The organism is Occultella kanbiaonis, from assembly GCF_009708215.1.
GTDB classification, from domain to species: Bacteria; Actinomycetota; Actinomycetes; order Actinomycetales; family Beutenbergiaceae; genus Occultella; species Occultella kanbiaonis.
The window spans coordinates 1701548-1717801 of record NZ_CP046175.1; the positions used below are offsets into that span (position 1 = coordinate 1701548).

Annotated in this window: 32 protein-coding genes and 2 tRNA genes; 30 read left to right on the forward strand and 4 right to left on the reverse strand. The window is 70.9% G+C overall.

The features are described from left to right. The first annotated feature begins 4 nt into the window (after positions 1–4). The 4 genes from GKS42_RS07530 (at position 5) to GKS42_RS07545 (ending at position 2675) form a co-directional block, all read left to right on the forward strand. A complete protein-coding gene (locus GKS42_RS07530; protein ID WP_154793281.1) occupies positions 5–691 on the forward strand; it encodes an endonuclease III domain-containing protein in 687 nt (228 codons plus the stop codon). 186 nt (positions 692–877) lie between these two features. Then, positions 878–1348, forward strand: a complete 471-nt coding sequence (locus GKS42_RS07535) for a MarR family winged helix-turn-helix transcriptional regulator (RefSeq protein ID WP_154793282.1) — start codon at positions 878–880, stop codon at positions 1346–1348. A gap of 17 nt (positions 1349–1365) precedes the next feature. Then, positions 1366–2019 carry a DsbA family oxidoreductase gene (locus GKS42_RS07540; protein ID WP_154793283.1) on the forward strand — a complete coding sequence of 218 codons (654 nt, stop codon included), beginning with the start codon at positions 1366–1368 and terminating at the stop codon, positions 2017–2019. Then, complete coding sequence (locus GKS42_RS07545; protein WP_154793284.1) at positions 2016–2675, forward strand: glutathione peroxidase; 660 nt, start codon at positions 2016–2018, stop codon at positions 2673–2675. Before GKS42_RS07540 ends, GKS42_RS07545 begins: the two co-directional genes overlap by 4 nt. Positions 2676–2751: 76 nt before the next feature. On the opposite strand, the gene GKS42_RS07550 is transcribed toward GKS42_RS07545, so the two are convergent. Next, a tRNA-Leu gene (locus GKS42_RS07550) sits at positions 2752–2833 on the reverse strand. A 45-nt stretch (positions 2834–2878) separates the two neighbouring features. Between GKS42_RS07550 and GKS42_RS07555 the strand changes: the two genes are divergently transcribed. After that, on the forward strand, positions 2879–3565 hold the full coding sequence (locus GKS42_RS07555) for an HAD family hydrolase (RefSeq protein ID WP_154793285.1): 687 nt from the start codon (positions 2879–2881) through the stop codon (positions 3563–3565). Positions 3566–3590: 25 nt separating this feature from the next. On the opposite strand, the gene GKS42_RS07560 is transcribed toward GKS42_RS07555, so the two are convergent. After that, a complete protein-coding gene (locus tag GKS42_RS07560) occupies positions 3591–4238 on the reverse strand; it encodes a hypothetical protein (protein WP_154793286.1) in 648 nt (215 codons plus the stop codon). A gap of 48 nt (positions 4239–4286) precedes the next feature. Then, on the reverse strand, positions 4287–4763 hold the full coding sequence (locus GKS42_RS07565; RefSeq protein ID WP_154793287.1) for a peroxiredoxin: 477 nt from the start codon (positions 4761–4763) through the stop codon (positions 4287–4289). Positions 4764–4862: 99 nt separating this feature from the next. Here GKS42_RS07565 and GKS42_RS07570 point away from each other — a divergent pair. After that, positions 4863–4935: transfer RNA gene (locus GKS42_RS07570), tRNA-Lys, on the forward strand. Here GKS42_RS07570 and GKS42_RS26885 read toward each other — a convergent pair. After that, positions 4897–5214: a helix-turn-helix domain-containing protein gene (locus GKS42_RS26885; protein WP_154796593.1), complete on the reverse strand. Its 318-nt coding sequence runs from the start codon at positions 5212–5214 to the stop codon at positions 4897–4899. The genes GKS42_RS07570 and GKS42_RS26885 overlap by 39 nt on opposite strands. 84 nt (positions 5215–5298) lie before the next feature. On the opposite strand from GKS42_RS26885, the gene GKS42_RS26890 reads away from it, so the two are divergent. From GKS42_RS26890 to GKS42_RS07690, 24 genes are all read left to right on the forward strand, one after another. Next, positions 5299–5487, forward strand: a complete 189-nt coding sequence (locus tag GKS42_RS26890; RefSeq protein ID WP_154793288.1) for a helix-turn-helix domain-containing protein — start codon at positions 5299–5301, stop codon at positions 5485–5487. Then, a complete protein-coding gene (locus GKS42_RS07585; protein WP_154793289.1) occupies positions 5484–5660 on the forward strand; it encodes a hypothetical protein in 177 nt (58 codons plus the stop codon). The genes GKS42_RS26890 and GKS42_RS07585 overlap by 4 nt, the downstream gene beginning before the upstream one ends. A 94-nt stretch (positions 5661–5754) precedes the next feature. After that, entirely contained in the window at positions 5755–6054 is a 300-nt protein-coding gene (locus GKS42_RS07590; RefSeq protein WP_154793290.1) for a hypothetical protein, read from the forward strand. Further along, complete coding sequence (locus GKS42_RS26770) at positions 6051–6182, forward strand: hypothetical protein (protein ID WP_290368048.1); 132 nt, start codon at positions 6051–6053, stop codon at positions 6180–6182. Before GKS42_RS07590 ends, GKS42_RS26770 begins: the two co-directional genes overlap by 4 nt. Further along, the gene (locus tag GKS42_RS07595) at positions 6179–6367 is read left to right on the forward strand and encodes a hypothetical protein (protein ID WP_154793291.1); all 189 of its coding nucleotides are present in this window, start codon (positions 6179–6181) and stop codon (positions 6365–6367) included. The genes GKS42_RS26770 and GKS42_RS07595 overlap by 4 nt, the downstream gene beginning before the upstream one ends. Then, positions 6364–6570 (forward strand): hypothetical protein, encoded by a 207-nt coding sequence (locus tag GKS42_RS07600; protein ID WP_154793292.1) that lies wholly within the window; start codon positions 6364–6366, stop codon positions 6568–6570. Before GKS42_RS07595 ends, GKS42_RS07600 begins: the two co-directional genes overlap by 4 nt. 95 nt (positions 6571–6665) lie before the next feature. Further along, positions 6666–7073 carry a hypothetical protein gene (locus tag GKS42_RS07605; protein WP_154793293.1) on the forward strand — a complete coding sequence of 136 codons (408 nt, stop codon included), beginning with the start codon at positions 6666–6668 and terminating at the stop codon, positions 7071–7073. A 185-nt stretch (positions 7074–7258) separates the two neighbouring features. Beyond that, positions 7259–7708 (forward strand): hypothetical protein, encoded by a 450-nt coding sequence (locus tag GKS42_RS07610; protein ID WP_154793294.1) that lies wholly within the window; start codon positions 7259–7261, stop codon positions 7706–7708. Positions 7709–8003: 295 nt separating this feature from the next. Beyond that, a complete protein-coding gene (locus GKS42_RS07615) occupies positions 8004–8147 on the forward strand; it encodes a hypothetical protein (RefSeq protein WP_154793295.1) in 144 nt (47 codons plus the stop codon). A 15-nt stretch (positions 8148–8162) separates the two neighbouring features. Continuing rightward, positions 8163–9353, forward strand: a complete 1191-nt coding sequence (locus GKS42_RS07620; protein ID WP_154793296.1) for a hypothetical protein — start codon at positions 8163–8165, stop codon at positions 9351–9353. 3 nt (positions 9354–9356) lie between these two features. Continuing rightward, a complete protein-coding gene (locus tag GKS42_RS07625) occupies positions 9357–9635 on the forward strand; it encodes a hypothetical protein (RefSeq protein WP_154793297.1) in 279 nt (92 codons plus the stop codon). A gap of 3 nt (positions 9636–9638) precedes the next feature. Next, positions 9639–10085 carry a hypothetical protein gene (locus GKS42_RS07630; protein ID WP_154793298.1) on the forward strand — a complete coding sequence of 149 codons (447 nt, stop codon included), beginning with the start codon at positions 9639–9641 and terminating at the stop codon, positions 10083–10085. A gap of 108 nt (positions 10086–10193) precedes the next feature. Continuing rightward, positions 10194–10367 (forward strand): hypothetical protein, encoded by a 174-nt coding sequence (locus GKS42_RS07635; RefSeq protein WP_154793299.1) that lies wholly within the window; start codon positions 10194–10196, stop codon positions 10365–10367. 14 nt (positions 10368–10381) lie between these two features. Then, complete coding sequence (locus tag GKS42_RS07640) at positions 10382–10522, forward strand: hypothetical protein (protein WP_154793300.1); 141 nt, start codon at positions 10382–10384, stop codon at positions 10520–10522. Positions 10523–10525: 3 nt separating this feature from the next. Further along, on the forward strand, positions 10526–10867 hold the full coding sequence (locus GKS42_RS07645; protein WP_154793301.1) for a hypothetical protein: 342 nt from the start codon (positions 10526–10528) through the stop codon (positions 10865–10867). After that, complete coding sequence (locus tag GKS42_RS07650) at positions 10864–11382, forward strand: hypothetical protein (RefSeq protein ID WP_154793302.1); 519 nt, start codon at positions 10864–10866, stop codon at positions 11380–11382. The genes GKS42_RS07645 and GKS42_RS07650 overlap by 4 nt, the downstream gene beginning before the upstream one ends. Further along, the gene (locus tag GKS42_RS07655) at positions 11382–11984 is read left to right on the forward strand and encodes a VldE C-terminal domain-containing protein (protein ID WP_154793303.1); all 603 of its coding nucleotides are present in this window, start codon (positions 11382–11384) and stop codon (positions 11982–11984) included. Before GKS42_RS07650 ends, GKS42_RS07655 begins: the two co-directional genes overlap by 1 nt. Next, the gene (locus GKS42_RS07660; protein WP_154793304.1) at positions 11984–12607 is read left to right on the forward strand and encodes a transglycosylase SLT domain-containing protein; all 624 of its coding nucleotides are present in this window, start codon (positions 11984–11986) and stop codon (positions 12605–12607) included. The genes GKS42_RS07655 and GKS42_RS07660 overlap by 1 nt, the downstream gene beginning before the upstream one ends. Then, the gene (locus tag GKS42_RS07665; protein ID WP_154793305.1) at positions 12604–13014 is read left to right on the forward strand and encodes a hypothetical protein; all 411 of its coding nucleotides are present in this window, start codon (positions 12604–12606) and stop codon (positions 13012–13014) included. The genes GKS42_RS07660 and GKS42_RS07665 overlap by 4 nt, the downstream gene beginning before the upstream one ends. Then, entirely contained in the window at positions 13014–13259 is a 246-nt protein-coding gene (locus GKS42_RS07670) for a hypothetical protein (RefSeq protein ID WP_154793306.1), read from the forward strand. The genes GKS42_RS07665 and GKS42_RS07670 overlap by 1 nt, the downstream gene beginning before the upstream one ends. After that, a complete protein-coding gene (locus GKS42_RS07675) occupies positions 13256–13546 on the forward strand; it encodes a hypothetical protein (protein ID WP_154793307.1) in 291 nt (96 codons plus the stop codon). The genes GKS42_RS07670 and GKS42_RS07675 overlap by 4 nt, the downstream gene beginning before the upstream one ends. A 135-nt stretch (positions 13547–13681) precedes the next feature. Further along, a complete protein-coding gene (locus GKS42_RS07680) occupies positions 13682–14068 on the forward strand; it encodes a hypothetical protein (protein WP_154793308.1) in 387 nt (128 codons plus the stop codon). A gap of 3 nt (positions 14069–14071) precedes the next feature. Then, the gene (locus tag GKS42_RS07685; protein WP_154793309.1) at positions 14072–15349 is read left to right on the forward strand and encodes a hypothetical protein; all 1278 of its coding nucleotides are present in this window, start codon (positions 14072–14074) and stop codon (positions 15347–15349) included. Then, positions 15346–16101 carry a M23 family metallopeptidase gene (locus GKS42_RS07690; RefSeq protein WP_154793310.1) on the forward strand — a complete coding sequence of 252 codons (756 nt, stop codon included), beginning with the start codon at positions 15346–15348 and terminating at the stop codon, positions 16099–16101. The genes GKS42_RS07685 and GKS42_RS07690 overlap by 4 nt, the downstream gene beginning before the upstream one ends. Positions 16102–16254 lie beyond the last annotated feature (153 nt).

The following is a 16254-nucleotide window of genomic DNA, read 5'->3' on the forward strand; positions in this document are numbered from 1 at the left end:
GCCCATGCGACGCGACGAGAAGGTGGCCCGGATCGGCGAGATCCTCGACGGGCTCTACCCGGAGCCCCCGATCCCGCTGGATCACGTCAATCCGTACACGCTGCTGGTCGCCGTCGCCCTCTCGGCGCAGACCACGGACAAGAAGGTCAACGAGATCACGCCCGCCCTGTTCGCCGAGGCGTCCACGCCCGCACAGATGTACGCGCTGGGGGCGGAACGGATCCTCGAACTGATCCGGGAGGTCGGACTCGCGCCGACGAAGGCCCGCAACCTCTGGACGGCGGCCGGTCAGATTGTCGATGCCGGCGGCGAGCTGGTGCCCGAGTGGGACTTCCTCGAGGGCCTCGCCGGGGTCGGGCACAAGACCGCGAGCGTGGTGATGGCGCAGGCTTTCGGCGTGCCGGCGTTCCCGATCGACACTCACATCTTCCGGCTCGCCCGGCGGTGGGGGCTGTCCCGGGGCACCACGGTCGAGCGCGTCGAGACCGATCTCAAGAAGGCGTTCCCGCGTGAGACCTGGAACCGGCGCCATCTGCAGATCATCTATTTCGGCCGCGAGTACTGCCCCGCGCAGCGGCACGTGTTCGCGACCTGCCCGATCTGCTCCTTCGCGGCCACGAAGGCGCAGCAGGCGGCCGAGATCAAGGCCCGCGCCAAGCCCAAGCGGGCGGCCGTCGCACCGCCCGCCTAAGCACCGGCTCGGCAGCACCTCGCCTGCGAGCCTGGAGCGTGCCCCGCCGTCCGCGCGCTGGCGCTGCCCGCCGTCGACCGTGATGGTGATGCCGGTGATGCAGGTGTCGCCCTCATCGACGGTTATGTAACCTACATTGATGTTGTATGTTGCATATCAACCGAACGTGGACACGGAGGGGCGACGATGGACACGACTCTGACGAAGCTCGAGTTCGAGTCGATGCTGTTCGTGCGACACCTGACGTTGACCGCGGCACGGCGCACCGGGCGGGATCTGGATCGCAGCGCGTACACGATCCTGAGTTGCCTGGACGACGACCGCGCGATGAGCATGGGCGAACTCAGCGAGGTGCTGAGCCTGGACGCCTCGACGCTGAGCCGGCAGACCACGGCGATGCTGCGGAGCAAACTGTTGGAGCGCATCCCGGACCCGGACGGCGGGATGGCTCGCAAATACCGTTCCACCTCACTCGGGCAGGCGCGCCTGCGCGAGGCATGTGCCGCGAACATCAGCGTCCTGGATGAGGTCACGGCGTCCTGGAGCCCTGAGCAGCGCGACACGCTCGCGCAACTCCTCGGCCGGTTCAATCGAGGGATCGAAGACCTCGACCACCGGCCGTGGCCGCGCCCGGCAGCTCTCGAGATTCAGATCTGAAACGATAGAAGGAGCACATGAGCGACACCATCAAGGTCGATATCTGGTCCGATATCGCCTGCCCGTTCTGCTATATCGGCAAGCGCAAGTTCGAAGCCGGCGTCGCCGCATCCGGTGTTCCCGTCGAGGTCGTCTACCACTCGTACGAGCTCGCGCCGGACACTCCCGAGGACGTCACCGAGAGCCACGCGCAGCTGCTCGCGAAGAAGATGAGGGTCAGCGTCCCGCAGGCGCGGTTGATGGAGCAGCAGCTCACTGACACCGCCCGCAGTGCCGGGCTCGAGTTCGACTACGAACAGCTGAAGCCGGCGAGGACGCTCAAGGCACACCAGGTGCTGCACTACGCGAAGATGCATGGCAAGCAGGTGGAGATGAAGGAGCGCTTGATGCGCGCGTACTTCACCGACGGGCGCGATATCGGCAAGCTCGACGAGCTCGCCGAACTTGCCGCCGAGATCGGCCTCGACCGCGACGACCTGGTGCGCGTGCTCGAGACCGGGCGGTACCTCGAAGAGGTCCAAGCCGACATCAGGCAGGCGCAGGCCTATGGGATCCGCGGGGTTCCGTTCTTCGTCATCGACGGCAAGTACGGCGTCTCCGGCGCCCAGGAACCTGCCGCGTTCGCCCAAGCACTCACCCAGGCCCGCGACGAGAAGGCTGTGGCATCATGACCGACTCCAACCGCCTCGTCGCTCTCGGTGACCCGAGCGCGGGACGCTGCGAGGACGGGGTCTGCGTGATCGACCCCGCGGCCCCAGCGCCGAGCGCGCTGGCGAGCATTCCGTTCGCCACGACGGGCGGAGACGAAGTGACCCTCGCCGAGTACGCAGGCAGAGTGACCCTGGTCGTCAACGTCGCCTCCAGATGCGGGCTCACCCCACAGTACGAGGGACTGCAACGGCTGTACGCGCAGAACGCCGACCGGGGATTCACCGTGCTCGGGTTTCCCGCCAACGACTTCATGGGTCAGGAGCCGGGCACGGACGCGGAGATCGCCGAGTTCTGCTCGTTCAACTACAACGTCACCTTTCCGATCATGTCGAAGATCACCGTCGTCGGAACGGATCGCCACCCGCTCTACACCGAGCTGATCCGGCAGGCGCCGACCGCCGCAGGGAAGCCGGAGGTCGCTGAGGCGGTCGCCGGAGACGGACCCACTCCGATGGAGGATCCGGAAGTCCTCTGGAACTTCGAGAAGTTCCTCATCGGCCGCGAAGGCACCGTTGTCGGACGCTTCGCGCCCGGCGTCACCCCGGACGACCCGGGGCTGATCGCCGCGATCGATGCCGCGCTGACGTCCCCCGGGGCTCTGAAGCCGCTGCCCTGACTCGTCGGACCTGGATGGGAGCGGCGTCGAGTCCCGAATGCCCGGCGCCCCCTCGGGCTCGACACCGCTCCTGTCGTGCGCGAGATGGGACTCGAACCCACACGCCCGAAGGCACAGGAACCTAAATCCTGCGCGGCTGCCAATTACGCCACTCGCGCTCACCCCCTAGCCTATGTGCCGACCGACCTGACGGAGGAACCGACGTGCCCACCCCGACCCTCGTGCTGGACTTCGACGGCACCGTCTGCCTCGGCGACGATCCGGTGCGGTTGTACGCGCAGGAGGTGGCTCGGCGGCTTTCGGCTCCGTGGGGGGAGCGGGTCGTCGCCGGCGCGGAGGACTTCCTCGCCGGGCGCGCCCGGCCGGGTGACGCCCAAGACGGCTACCAGGCGGTACACGCGCTGGGGTTCGCCGCCGGCCTCGACCGGGCCTCGATGTCGCCCGCGTACCAGGCGTCCAGAGAGCGGCTCGACGCCGGCGAGGGCGAGGTGGGCCCGCCGTCCGGCCTCGGTGAACTCCTGGACGACGTTCGAGCCGCCGGGGTACGGACGGTCCTGCTCACCAATGCCCCAGGCACCGGCGTGTTCGGGTGGCTCGACGCGGTGGAGCTCTCCGACCGGCTGGACGCGGTGATCACCGACGCCGGCAAGCCGGCGTCGATGCCGGACCTGCTCGGCGGGCTCCTGACCGAGGCGGACCTCGAAGGCCGGCCCGACCGGCTCCTCAGCATCGGCGACGTCTGGGCGAACGATGTCGGACCGGCGCTGACCCTCGGGTGCACGGCCTTCCACATCGACCGGTTCGACCTGCACCCGGGACGCAGTTCGCGGACGGCGACCACGTTCGTCGAGCTCTACGGTGACGTTCGGGACTGGGCCGCGCGCTCCTGACGGCCGTACGACGCGCCGTGCGTGACTACCGCATCCCGTCCGGGGTGGCCCGGCCCGAGAGCAGCTCGGTGATCGCGTCGAGCTCGCCACGCTCGTGCCAGGCGAGGCGGCGCAGGAGCTTGGTGGTCGTCCAGAGCTCGCCCCCGGACCGGTGCACCGCGTCCCGGGGCATCGACAGCAGGACCGTGCGAACGTGGCGCTGCGAAGCCGTCAGTTCCTCGGCGAGATCACCCGCCCGGTCCCGGCTCGGCTGGCCGGTCCGCGGCAGGTAGTAGCGGGACTCCGTGTCGCAGATGTGCCACATGGTCGCGCGGATCGTGCGCCACCGTGCCCACGAGGGCATCTCCCGGGTCGGATCGTCGTGGTCGAGTTGCTCCGCGGGCAGTGAGTGAAGCAGTCGCCTCGTTCGTTGCCGCTGCGCCGCCAGGGTGGCGAGGGTTCGCTCGAGCTCGTCGTCCGAGGCGGGCGCGAGGTCACGTCGGAAGGCCTGCTCGTCACCCCGGATCGTCTCGACGATCTCGGCTGCCCCGTGCTCGGCGGTCCACCGGGCGACGGCCTCCGGTGCCGTGCGGCCCTGCGCGCAGGTCCCCCAGAGGGCGGGATCGAAACTCCACACGGCGGCGCCGACCGAGTAGGCCATGCCGACCAGGTCCTCGACGTAGATCGTGCGCATGTCTGCGTCCCTTCGCCCGCCGTCGGCCCGCGCGACCGGGCGACCGGCTCAGTCGATCTTCAGGTCGCGGCGCAGCTTCGCCACGTGCCCGGTCGCCTTCACGTTGTGCTGGGCGAGCGCCACGGTCCCGTCCGGGGCGACCACCACCGTCGAGCGGATCACGCCGGTGTAGGTGCGTCCGTAGTTCTTCTTCTCGCCCCATGCGCCGTAGGCCTCGAGCGTGGTGTGTTCAACGTCACTGACCAGCGGAAACGTCAGGGACTCGGCCTCGACGAAGCTCGCGAGCTTGGCCACGGGGTCGGGGGAGACGCCGACGACGGCGTATCCGGCGCCCTGCAGAGAGGCCAGCGAGTCGCGGAAGTCGCACGCTTCCTTGGTGCACCCGGGAGTGCCGGCCGCGGGGTAGAAGTAAACGATCACGCCGTTCTCGGCGGTCGGGAGGAGCTCGGCGAGGCTGAGCGAGCCGCCGTCCGAGGTGGGCAGGTTGAAGCCGGGTGCAGTCTCGCCGGGGGTGAGTCGAGCCATGGTGTGAACCTCCGTGTCGGGTGCCGTCCCGGACAGGTTAGGCGTCCTCGGGCCGGTTGGCCCCGGACGCTCACAGGCTGGTAATATCGTCCACCGCAAGCACCTCTAGCTCAATTGGCAGAGCAAGTGACTCTTAATCACTGGGTTCTGGGTTCGAGTCCCAGGGGGTGTACTCCACATGATCCCCGTCCGGTCCAACCGGGCGGGGATCATCTGTCTCTCCGAGCAGGAAGCCTCCGCCCACATTGAGGTGGCGCGCGGCGGCGACGACATCGCCGGCTGACCACGCAACCTGACCACGGAGCTTGCGCCCGACTACGGACGCGGACACTCCGAGCACCGGGGCCATCTCTCGCGCCGTGATGCGCTTCAGGAACATGACCTGGTGAGCGCGTTGACCGATCGCCTCGTCGAGCGATCGCGGTTCCGTAATTCCCGTCAATAGCGTCATACGCGTCACGGTAGCACCGTACGCGACACGCCACTAGTAGTTCGTATGTTGACGTGAGTGACGCGAGGCGTCACCCTGTGACGCATGGCGAACGATGATGACTCGACATGGCTAACAACGACGCAAGCCGTCACTTTGCTGCCGGCTGTCACCCCTCGCACTTTGCAGCGATGGGCACAGAAGGGCTCGGTCCAGGTCCAGGTACTGGCAAGCGGTCGCTACCGCTTCCGCCGCTCGGACGTTGAGAAGCTCGCTCGGGAGCGTCAGTCGTGAGCGGGCCGACGCTCGTGCACCTGCTGCGCCTGGAGGCGGAGCGGCGCCGGGTGATCGACCGCATGGTGGCGGACCTGGCGCGGCTGACTGGCACGCCTGAGGCGGTCGTCCGGCTCAAGTACGCGCTGACGCCGGCGGAGCTGGCGGAGCTCGACGCGGAGCTCGTCGCGTGAGCCGGGCGCTGCGGGCGATGGCCCGCGCCGCCGTGCTCTGCGTGCTCGCGTCGGTGCCGCTGGCGGCCACGCTGCTCGCCGGGTGGTGGGCCGCGTGAGGGTCACCGAACCGATGCTCCCCGGGATGGCAGCGGTGCCCGGCTACAAGCGGCCGGCCGCGCGGACCCCGAAGCCGAAGCCGGCCCCGCGGGCACCATGGGCAAAGAAACTCCAGGCGAAGAACCCAACCGTCTGCGACGTGTGCGCGGCGTCGGTCCTGGCGAAGCTCGGCGCCGGCGAGCGGACCTACGCACCGCGCCGGGCCGCGTTCGTCGTCTCGGACGGCAAGGGTCCCGGCCAGCCGCTGTGTGCTGAGCACGCCGCGGACCGCAAGCGCCGGTTGGGGCTCAAGTGAGCGGGCGCTGGGGCCGGCTCGCGGTCGTCGTCGTCGGCTCGGCCGTGCTCGGCGCGGCGCTCGGCGTGTGGCAGGCGTGGGCGGGCACTCCGGTGCCGTTCGTGCCTGAGCCGGAGCAGACCCGGTGAGCGGGTACGTGCCGTCACCGGGTGACCTGGTGACGCGGGGGAGCGGCCTGGCGTTCTACGTCGTGGTCAAGGTGCACCGGTCCACGGTCACGCTGCGCTCGACCAAGCGGAACTCCCGCTCTGGTGCTTTCGCGACGTACACGGCGACGCTCGGGGAGCTCTCCCTGGTGGAGCGTGGCTCGTGAGCGCGGCGGCGGACGGCGCGGCCGTGATCGTCGCGGAGCTGCTAGGCGACGGCGACGGGCACACCCGGGACCTGGCCCCGACGAGGCGCGGGAAGTTCGTGCCGTTCCGGCTGTTCTACGACGTGACGCCGGCGGGCGAGCTCGTGCCCGTCACGGTGCAGCCGGCCACGCTCAGGCGCCGCGCCTGGCCTGAGTTCGGGTGAGCGCTGCGGCCCTGGCGGCGCCGGCTACTAGGCCGGCGCCGCCCCGTGTGCGTCGGGCGAACCGTCGCACGGAGCGAACCTCGACGTTCCACCTGATGCGGGCGTTGCCGGGCGGCTCGACCCGCGCCCGGCGGATGACCGACTGGCTGGAAGCGGTGGAGGACGCCGCTACGACGCACTGCCGTGCCGATGGGCGCCGGACGGTGCTCGCGATCGCTGACGGGCTGCGTGAGCGCGCTCTGGGCGCGTCTGCGTGCATCACGTCCCGGCCGACGTGGGCGTTCCTGGCGGAGCGCGCCGGCGTCTCCCGCGCCCGGGTGGCGTACTGGCTCGGCCGGCTGCGCGCGTGGGGCTTGCTCGGGATCGTCGCCACGGGCCGCTCACGCGCCTACGCGGCGGCCGCGAAGGACGGCCGGGACGGCATCAACGAGGCCGCGGTGTACCTGCTCGCGGTGCCCCGCCGGCTCGCGCCTGTGGACGTAAACGAGACCCTCCCCTGGTAAGGGTTGGGATGACCCCCGCACGCACGCGCGAGGCCGGGCTGGGAGGCTCCATCGGAGCCGCTGCGCGGCAGGAAAGCCCTATTGAAGCGCCGCGCGCCGCAAGGCTCGCCCCGGTAGGCGACCTCGCCAGCGCGGCGACCGGTCACCCGGGCGAGCAGCGGCGCCAGGGCGCGTGGCCGGGTGGGATGACGGCAAGACGCCGGGACGAGGCCATGGTGGCCGCGGAGCACCTGCGGCGCCGCTACCCGGTGTTGCGACGCGTGACGGCCAAGCACGTCCGATCGGTGATCCGGGAGTTCCTGCTGGCCGGGTGGACGCTCTCGGACCTGGCGCACGCGATCGACCAACGCCCGACCGGCCGGCAGCCGCACTCCGGCGCCAACGGTGTCGGCAACGTGGGCGCCTGGCTGACCAGCCGGCTCGCGTGGTGGCGAGACGACAACGGCACCGTGGTGGTGTCCCCGTCGCAACGGGTGGCCGCCGAACGGGTGGAGCTGCGGGCCCGAGCTCGGGCACGAGCTGAGGCGGAGGCGGCGGCGGCCGCGGCCCGGGTGCCGGCGACGTCGAACGCCGAGTACCTCGCGGCCCGGGCCGCGCTGCGAGCCAAGGCCTCGCTGTCGAATACACCCCTGTGAAACCTCGGCGTGTCGTGGACTTCCGAACCTAGGTCCCGCGACAGTGCGCCTGTTAGCCGCTTCCGGTGGGGCCGGGTGTGGCGAGGATCGGCCCGGCCCCACCGACGCCCGATCCTCACCGCACCCGGCCGCACCGGCCGCGCTGGCTCGCCACCGTGCACCTACCTAGGAGACACCATGAAGAAGCTTCTCTACACGGCCGGGATCGCCCTCGTCGTGGTCCTGGCCGTCGACGCCGCGAAGGGTGGCGGGATCAAGCTCCCGTCCATCCCGGGGCTCAAGGGCTGACCCACCGATGAAGCCGCTCAGTTTCTGGCTCGCCGTGGGCGGCGTGTCCATCCTCGCCCCGGTGGTGTTCAACATCGCCGCGGACCGGCTCGGGGACCACGTTCCCGGGCTTCGCACCCTGAACGACTACCTCACCCGCCGCAACGGCTGAAAGGCATCAACCAACATGGCAACCATCGCCACCCCGACCGCCGCCGCGCCGCAGCGGTACATGCAGGGCATCGCCGTCCCGGCGTCGTCCGTGCGACCCCCGGAGTTCTTCGCCCGCACCCGCCGGCACATCAGCCTGGAGCGGTCGTTCACCTACGACGGCTCCGAGACGCAGACCGTCGTTGAGCTGCGCAAGTCCGACATCCTCGCCGGGATCGATGTCCGGTTCACCGGCTCGGTCACCGTGGCCCCGGGCACCGGCACCGTGGCGTCCACCGCCCGCTGGCCCTACGACCTGCTGCGCGCGCTGCGGTTCACCGCCAACGGCGCGTCCAACATCATCAACGTGTCCGGCCTGAAGCTGAAGGTCCGCGACATCATGAAGCGCTCGGACCTCACCGACCGCGGCGTGTCCCAGACCTTCGGCGGCTCCGCCAAGTCCAACGGCACGCTCGCGATCGCGTCCGAGGCGTGGGGCGTCGGCGCGAACAGCTCCGGCCTGGCCGCCGGGACCTACGACGTGGAGCTCGTGTGGCACGTCCCGGTCGCGGAGGACGAGCAGGACCTGGCCGGCGCGATCTTCCTCGCCACCTCGAGCTCGGACCTGACCCTCACCCTGGACTACGCCCAGAAGGCGGACCTGTTCGCCATCACCGGTGACGCCGCGGTGGACATCGACGGCACCTTCCAGGTGTCGTCCACCAAGTACTCCATCCCGATCGGGCAGGACGGGCAGATCGTCGTTCCCGACCTGTCGGTGTTCCACTCGCTGATCCAGTCCCGCTACGCCAACGGCGTGCAGGCCGGCGAGAACGAGCTCCGCCTCATCGGGCAGGGCGCGGGCAAGTCGCTGCTGCGGATCTTCTTCCAGGTCTACAACGGCACCCCGGCCGCGCCGCTGGCGATGAACGCCGCGAACTTCGGCCGGCAGGCCTGGCGCTACGCCAACAACGAGACGCCCGACGCGTTCCACGACGGGACGCACATGCGGGTGGACTCCGAGCGTCGGTACAACTCCGACATCGGCGCGCTGTGGGGCTTCGGCTGCCACGACTTCGCCCACGAGAACGCGTTCCGTGACGTCGTGGACATGGGCACCACCTCCGAGCTGCGCCTGGTCACCACGATCAACTCCGACGTGGCCCTGACCTCCCCGGCGGTGGAGATCGTCCAGGAGACCGTGTTCCTGGCCGGGCAGGCGGTCTGACCCATGACCACCAGCCCTCTGGCTACCACGTGGGCCCCGGCCGGCGTGGACGCCAAGTACGCGCTCCACGGCGGCGGACCCGTCAGCTCGGCACCCACCGAGCTGAACACGGTCGCGTCGCCGGCGGAGGGTGCCAACGCCGAGGGGACCTGGACGGCGCGTAACCCGCTCGTCTGGTTCGGCGCCATCGCGGCCGTCACGTTCGGCCTGATGGCGTTCTCGACGTCGGTACGGGTGGGCGGCACCACGGCAACCCTCGCGCTCGGAAACGCGAAGGGCTGACCCGTGGCCATCCCAGCCGCCGCGGCCGCGGGCGGCACTGTCGCCCGCGGCGCGGGTGCCGCTGCTACCCGTCAGGCAGCCGGCACCCGCACCGCGGCGGCCGGCCGCGCGTCCTCGGGCCGGGCACCAGCCACCACGGCTGGCACGCGGGCCGGCGGCGCGCCGCCGGCGTCCGCGCCCGCGCCCGAGCCGCCGGCCAAGCCGTCCCGCCTACCCGGGCCCGCCGGCAAGTCCGCCACGAAGGCGAAGGCCACGCGGCGGCGGGTCACCCGCCCGCTGCGCGGCGCCGCCCGAGCCGGCGGAAACGTCCTGCTCGGCACGCTGGCCTACGTCCTCGCACTCACCTACATGCGCGGCGGGGCGCCGGCCGTCAAGCAGCTCCTGGCCGCAAAGTTCCTCAACAGAACACCGCTCGATATTCAGGGCACCGGATCAGAAAGGATCGGCTGAAATGAATAGCGGCGGAATCGTCCTGGTCGTCTTTGGCATTTGGGTGCTCACCCAGGTCCTGGCCGGCGACATGCTCGGCCGGCTCAACGTCGTCGGCGGTGACGAATAGTGCGCGGGCTCCTGTCAACACTGTTCGTCACCTGGCTCGGCCTCATCGCATTGCAAACCCTGTCCGGCTCGGGCGCATCCGGTCGCGTTGCAGAAGCATTCCGCGACGCGAACACCATCATCGAAAAAGCGCTCGACCCGACCGTTCCCGCAATTCCAGACCTGCGCAAGTAGAAAGAGGAAACATCATGCTTCGGCAACTCACCAAGTACGGCGCGGGCCTGATCGCGCTGTACGTCATCGTCGCCAACGGCTCCCGGTTCGGATCCGTCATCAGCGCCGGCGCCCGCGGCGTCTCGGACGTCACCCGCACGCTCCAGGGGCGCTGACCCGTGGCCCGTACCGACGTCGCCGCGGCGGTGAACGCCCGCGTCTCGGCCATCGTGTCCTATGGGCTCGACCGGCGCGGCGCGGGCCTGTTCGCGGCCCTGACCGGCCGCACCAACGGCGAGCTCAACGGGTCCCGGCCCGTCGTGGACACCGCCCGCGACGGCGGCCGCACCTTCCACGGCACCACCGCGACCCCGCAGCGGTTCACCGGGATCGCCCCGCTCGGGATCGCCCGCCCGGTCGCCCCGACCAACGGCACCATGGCGGACGAGCTGTCGGCGTCCCCGCTCAACGATGGCGCGTTGCGCATCTTCGCCCAGCGGCTCGCGCGGGGCCGGCGATGAACGTCAAGGCGCTGTGGGCGAAGGTCCAGGACAACAAGTGGGTGCTCGGCGGGCTCGGCGCGGCCGCCGTCGTCGCGCTGGCGTGGTTCTCGCGTCGCTCTGCCACCACGCCCGCCGCCGACGACACCGGCGGCGCTGGCTACGGGCTGGCGGCGCCGGGTGCGACGTCCACCACGGGCGGCTACACCGCCTCGGCGGGCGGCGCCTACGACTCCAGCGCCAGCGACGTCTACAACGCGCTGCAGCCGGCCTTGGAGAACGTGGGCAAGCAGTATGACGAGCTGCGCGACCTGCTCAACAAGACGCCCGTGCCCGAGGCCGAACAGCCGCGCGAATCGCTCGGGTTCTTCCAGGTCCGCGGCACGCCCGGGATCTACGAAGTGTTCACCGACAACACCCGCCGCCACCTCGGCAAGACCGAAGCGCAAGAGCGCGGCATCTTGCACAACCCGGCCGCGGTGAACGCCTCGGACGCGAACGCCGATTGGTCCAAGTACCGGATCGTCCCGGACTGATGCCCGCCCTCGCCACACCCACCGAGCTCCAGGAGCCGCCCGCGCTCCCGGGGCTCGGTGCCGTGCGCCCGCACGTGCGCGAAGCCGCCACCCTGCTCGCCGGCCGGTTCGGGATCTCCACCGTGGGCGGGTGGCGCGCGCTCGCCCGCGACATGGGCGGGCACCCCGCCGGCCTGGCCGTGGACTTCATGTGCACGAAGGCACAGGGAGACGCGCTCTCGGCCTACGTGGCCGCCAACCACCAGGCGCTCGGCGTTGACTACCAGATCTGGTGGCAGCAGCTCTGGACGCCGCGGCGCGGCTGGTCCGCGATGGCCGATCGCGGATCCCCGACACAGAACCACCTCGACCACGTACACGTGCAGTGGAAGTCCGGCGCCGTGCTCGCCCTCGACGGGCTCACGGACGGCACCGGCAGCGGGAAGATCGGCACCGGCTCCGGCACGTCCGGCGGCGGCCTCGGTGGCGTCGGGGAGGCGCTCTCCGGGCTGAACCCGTTCTCCGGGTGGCAGGACGACGCCCAGGAGCTCGGGATCAAGGTCGTGGTAGTCGTGGCCGGCCTCGCCCTGGTCGTGCTCGGCCTCGTGCGGGGCGTGCGCTGATGGCCACGCTCACCACCGCCCAGGTATACGGGCTCGCCCGCCGGGCCGGCCTGGATGCTGCGGACGCCACCATCGCCACCGCGATCGCCGCGGGAGAGTCCGGCCTACGCACCGACGCCCGCGGCGACGTCGGGCTACAGACGTCGAAGTGGGGCCCGTCCATCGGGCTATGGCAGGTCCGCTCCCTCAACGCCGAACGCGGCACCGGTGGAGTGCGGGACGAGCTCGCACTCACCGACCCCGAGCACAACGCCCGATCCATGGTCTCCATCAGCGCCGGCGGGAGCACCTGGCGCCCATGGACCGTCTACACCTCCGGAGCCTGGCGCCAGCACCTGGCCGCCGCCGAAGCGGCCGCGGACGGCTCCGAGAGCGGCGAGACCGACTGGCGCAAGGGCGGCGGCGCCGGCACCCAAGGGCTCGGCGGCAGCGCCGGCAGCGGCGGCAGCTCGGGCGGCAGCTCGGGCAGCGGCGGCGGCCTGCTCGACGGGCTGAACCCGTTCTCCGGGTGGCAGGACGACGCCCAGGCGCTCGGTATCAAGTTGGCCGTCGTCGGCGCCGGCGCGGTCCTCATCATCGTCGGCGCCTGGCGCGCCGTCTCCACCAGAAAGGCAAGCGAATGAAGGACACCATCAGCGACCGGATCGCCGCGACCCTGGCCGCCATCCCGCTCGAGCTCGAACGCGTCAAGTCCGAGCTCGCCACCGGGCTACAGGCCTTCGCCGGCAACACCGCACTCCAGGGCGCCCGGGTACTGCCCGTGGGCCCGACCGGGCGGCCGCTCGCGTGGGCCGGCCCCGGGCGCCTGGTCGGCTGGTCCGTGCGCGCCGGCGAGGCCGCCGCGGCGCTCACCCTGCGCGACTCCCGGCAGGCCGGCGAGGGTGACGTCGTGGCCGTCCTGGACGTGCCCGCCGGCGAGTCCGCCACGGTGTGGCTCGGCCCCGGTGGCGTCTCGATCACCGAGGGCCTGTACGTGGAGACCGCCGGCGACGTCACCGCCGGCGCCGTGTGGCTCGGAGCGGTCGACTGATGCTCGACTCGCTCCCCGGCCTGATCGCCAACGCCGGCGCGCTCGTCGTTCTCGCCCTGGCCCTGCTGCGCATCGCTGTGACTCTTCGCCGCGACACCGCGGAAGAGCTCACGAGGCGGGTCGGCGCACTGGAGACCGAGTACCGCTACGCCGTCGCCCGGATCTACCAGCTCGAAACCACCATGCGCGAGGCCGGCATGACCGTCCCGCCGTGGCCCGCCCGCACACAGGAGGCAACCCCATGAAGAACGTCACCCCCTACGCCTACGCTCTCGCCGCGCTCTGCGTCGTCACCATCGGCGTGCTCGGCGGACTCAGCCAGCCGATCCCCGACGTGCTCGGCCTGGTCGCCACGGGCGCCATCGGCGTCGGCGCCGGCTCCAGCCTGCCCAACGCGGCCGCCCGCGCGATCGCCCCAGCCCCGGAGCCGGCGTCGGTGGTCCCGCACGTGCGCGAGCTCGTGCCCGACCCGACGCCGGCGACGGGGGAGACCACGCCGCAGTCCCCGCGCCTGCCCGGCGGTTCCGAGTGAGGCCGTTCATCGGTGACGGCGGGTGGCCCTGACCGCCGGCCTGGTCCTGGTCGTGGCCGGCGCGTGGCTGCTCAAGGACGCCTACGAGCGCCGCGGCCGCTCGCGTCCGTTCCTGATGCGGCTGGTGCCCGGGGCGTGAGCCTGATCCTGCCGGAGTCGCGGGCCGGCACCGCCCGCGGCTGGACACTGGCCGACTTCCGCACCGTGCAGGGCCGCACCACGCCCGCGGTCGGCGGCGCGTGCGAGCTGCGGCTGCCCGAGGTGGAGCAGGACGAGCTGTGGCTGATCGATCACATGGTGGCCGCCTGCGACTCCACCACGCCGACGTCGGTGCGCCTGTACGAGTCGTCCGTTGACCCGCTCGCGCTGCTCGACGGCAGCTCGGCCGGGAACTTCGACGTCGCGGACTGGCCCGCCGGCTTGCAGGTGCGCTCCACTCAATTCCTGATCGCTCGGTGGGATAGCGCCAGCGACGGCGCCCGCGGCACCCTCACTGTGCAACTGCGCTCTCTGAGGCGGTGAACAATGGGATTCCGAAACCCCATCACCACGGTGACTGCGCAGAATGCAACCGGAACAATGACGTTCGGCGCTGATCAGTGGGACGAAACAACACCCGGGATTGTCTTTACTACCGTTGAAGGTGGCGAGGAAAGTCCGGCCGGCCTCGCCTACGGCATGGATAACCGCATTGCGGGCGGGCAGTGGGGGCCGGGCATTCTCGGCCTGGCCCTCGTCGGTCCGAGCGGCGACACGGCACAGGAGCGCACCTACGTGATGATCACGAAGAATGGCCGTCTCAGCGTCCGCGCGCTTTCCTACACCGATAACGATGACCCGGTGCCGGTCAATCACGGGATGCCGGCCACGTTGAGCGTCGGTGGCGGCAACGTGGGCATGGATCCCGGCGGACTCGGGGCGCCCACGTTGCGGGCAGACTCCACCGTGGCGGCAGACGGCACCCTCACCGCCGGCTCGGTCACGGCCGGTCGGGCCGACTGGCAACCAGCCGCGCTCACTCACCACGGCTTCTACCACACCACCGCCACCATCAACGGAGTGCCGCCCGCGTGGTACCTCGGAGACTCCGATGGGGCGCGCATCGTGGCCGCGGTCGGCGGGGCGCACCAGCTGACGATCACCGCGCCCGGCGGCGCCACCGTGGACGGCGACTTGGAGGTGACCGGCTCCACCACGCTCGCCGGCCTGGAGCTCGCCGGCGGGCTCGACGTCGCCGGGGCGCTAACACTGCCCGGGGTGACCCTGATGGGGGACGCCGGCACCGACGTCCTCGACATCGCCGCGCTCGGCGGGGTGACCGTCAACGGTGCCCCGATCGCCGGCGCGAGCACACCGCTGGTCTACTTCGAGGCGACGTCCGCAACCGGCGTCAAGGGCACATGGGTGCTGCCCCAGTCGTCCTTCGTCACGGTGCCCAAGGCGCTGGTCACCGTTGATCAGGGCGGCGGTGTCTGGGACCCGATCGCCAACACCTACGCTGTGCCGGTCGCCGGCATCTATCTGGTCACCGCCTCGGTGAGGCTCTGGGACGACACAACCGCCGGCGTCGCCCGCTCGACCGGGCACGGCGCCGATATCGCCAACGTCGATACCGCCGCCGGCTTCGCCTGGCGCAAGATGCAGGCCACCACGGGCGCCGATCGCCGCGACGTCTTCCAGTTCACCCGGGTGATGCACTGCAACGCCGGTGACCCGCTGCGCCAGTTCATCTACTCCGACGCCCGCACGTTCGACGTCCAGGCGTCCGCGCTGTCGGTGCTACTACTCCGGGAGGACTCGTGATCGTTTCACCTGCGGCGGGCTCGACATCGCCGCTCAGCAAGGCCGGCCTGGCCGTCAAGGGCTACGGGCAGCGGGCCCCGATCAAGACCAGCAACGGGAAGTGGACCGGCCAGTTCCACGCCGGCGTGGACATCACCGCGCCCGAGGGTGACCTGCTCGTGGCGGCCGTTTCCGGGACCGTCGTGGCCACCGGGTGGGCCGGCTCCGGGCTCGCCGTGGGCCGCTCCGGCATGTTCGTGCTGATCCGCTCCGGCGCCTACGACATCTACACCGGGCACATGTCCTACATCGGCGTCCGAGCAGGCCAGCACGTGGTAGCCGGCCAACCGTCCGGCGCAGTTGGCTCCACCGGCAACGTCACGGGCCCGCACGTGCACGTTGAGGTCCGCTACGCCGGCACCACCACCACCCTCGACCCGATCGTGTGGTTCGCCGCACGGGGCGTCACCCTCGGCGCCGACAGTCCCAACCCATCACCAACAGCAGAGGATCCCGACATGGCATTCACCGACGCCCAGGCCAAGCAGCTCGCCACCCTCGACGCCAACGTCAAGTTGCTCATGGAGTGGATGCAGACCAGCGCCGGCCCGACCTACCTGTGGCAGATCCGGCAGGACACCGCGAGGCTGCTCGGCCGCGACCCGGGCGCCGCCACCGATCCGGCGGCCCTCGCGGCCGACATCGTGGCGGCGATGGGCAAGGACATGGCCAAGCAGGTCGTGCAGGAGCTCGGGCGCGAGCTCACGACGTAGAACGGGCACAGAGCGGCCCCGGCGCCATGGTGGGACTCACCAGGTGCCGGGGCCGCTTTCGTGCGCTCAGACGGGCAGCGGGGCCATCCGATAGAGCTGATTCTCGGCGGTGACCCACAACAGGAACCAGTGCGGGCCGCGGCCCCACGTCTC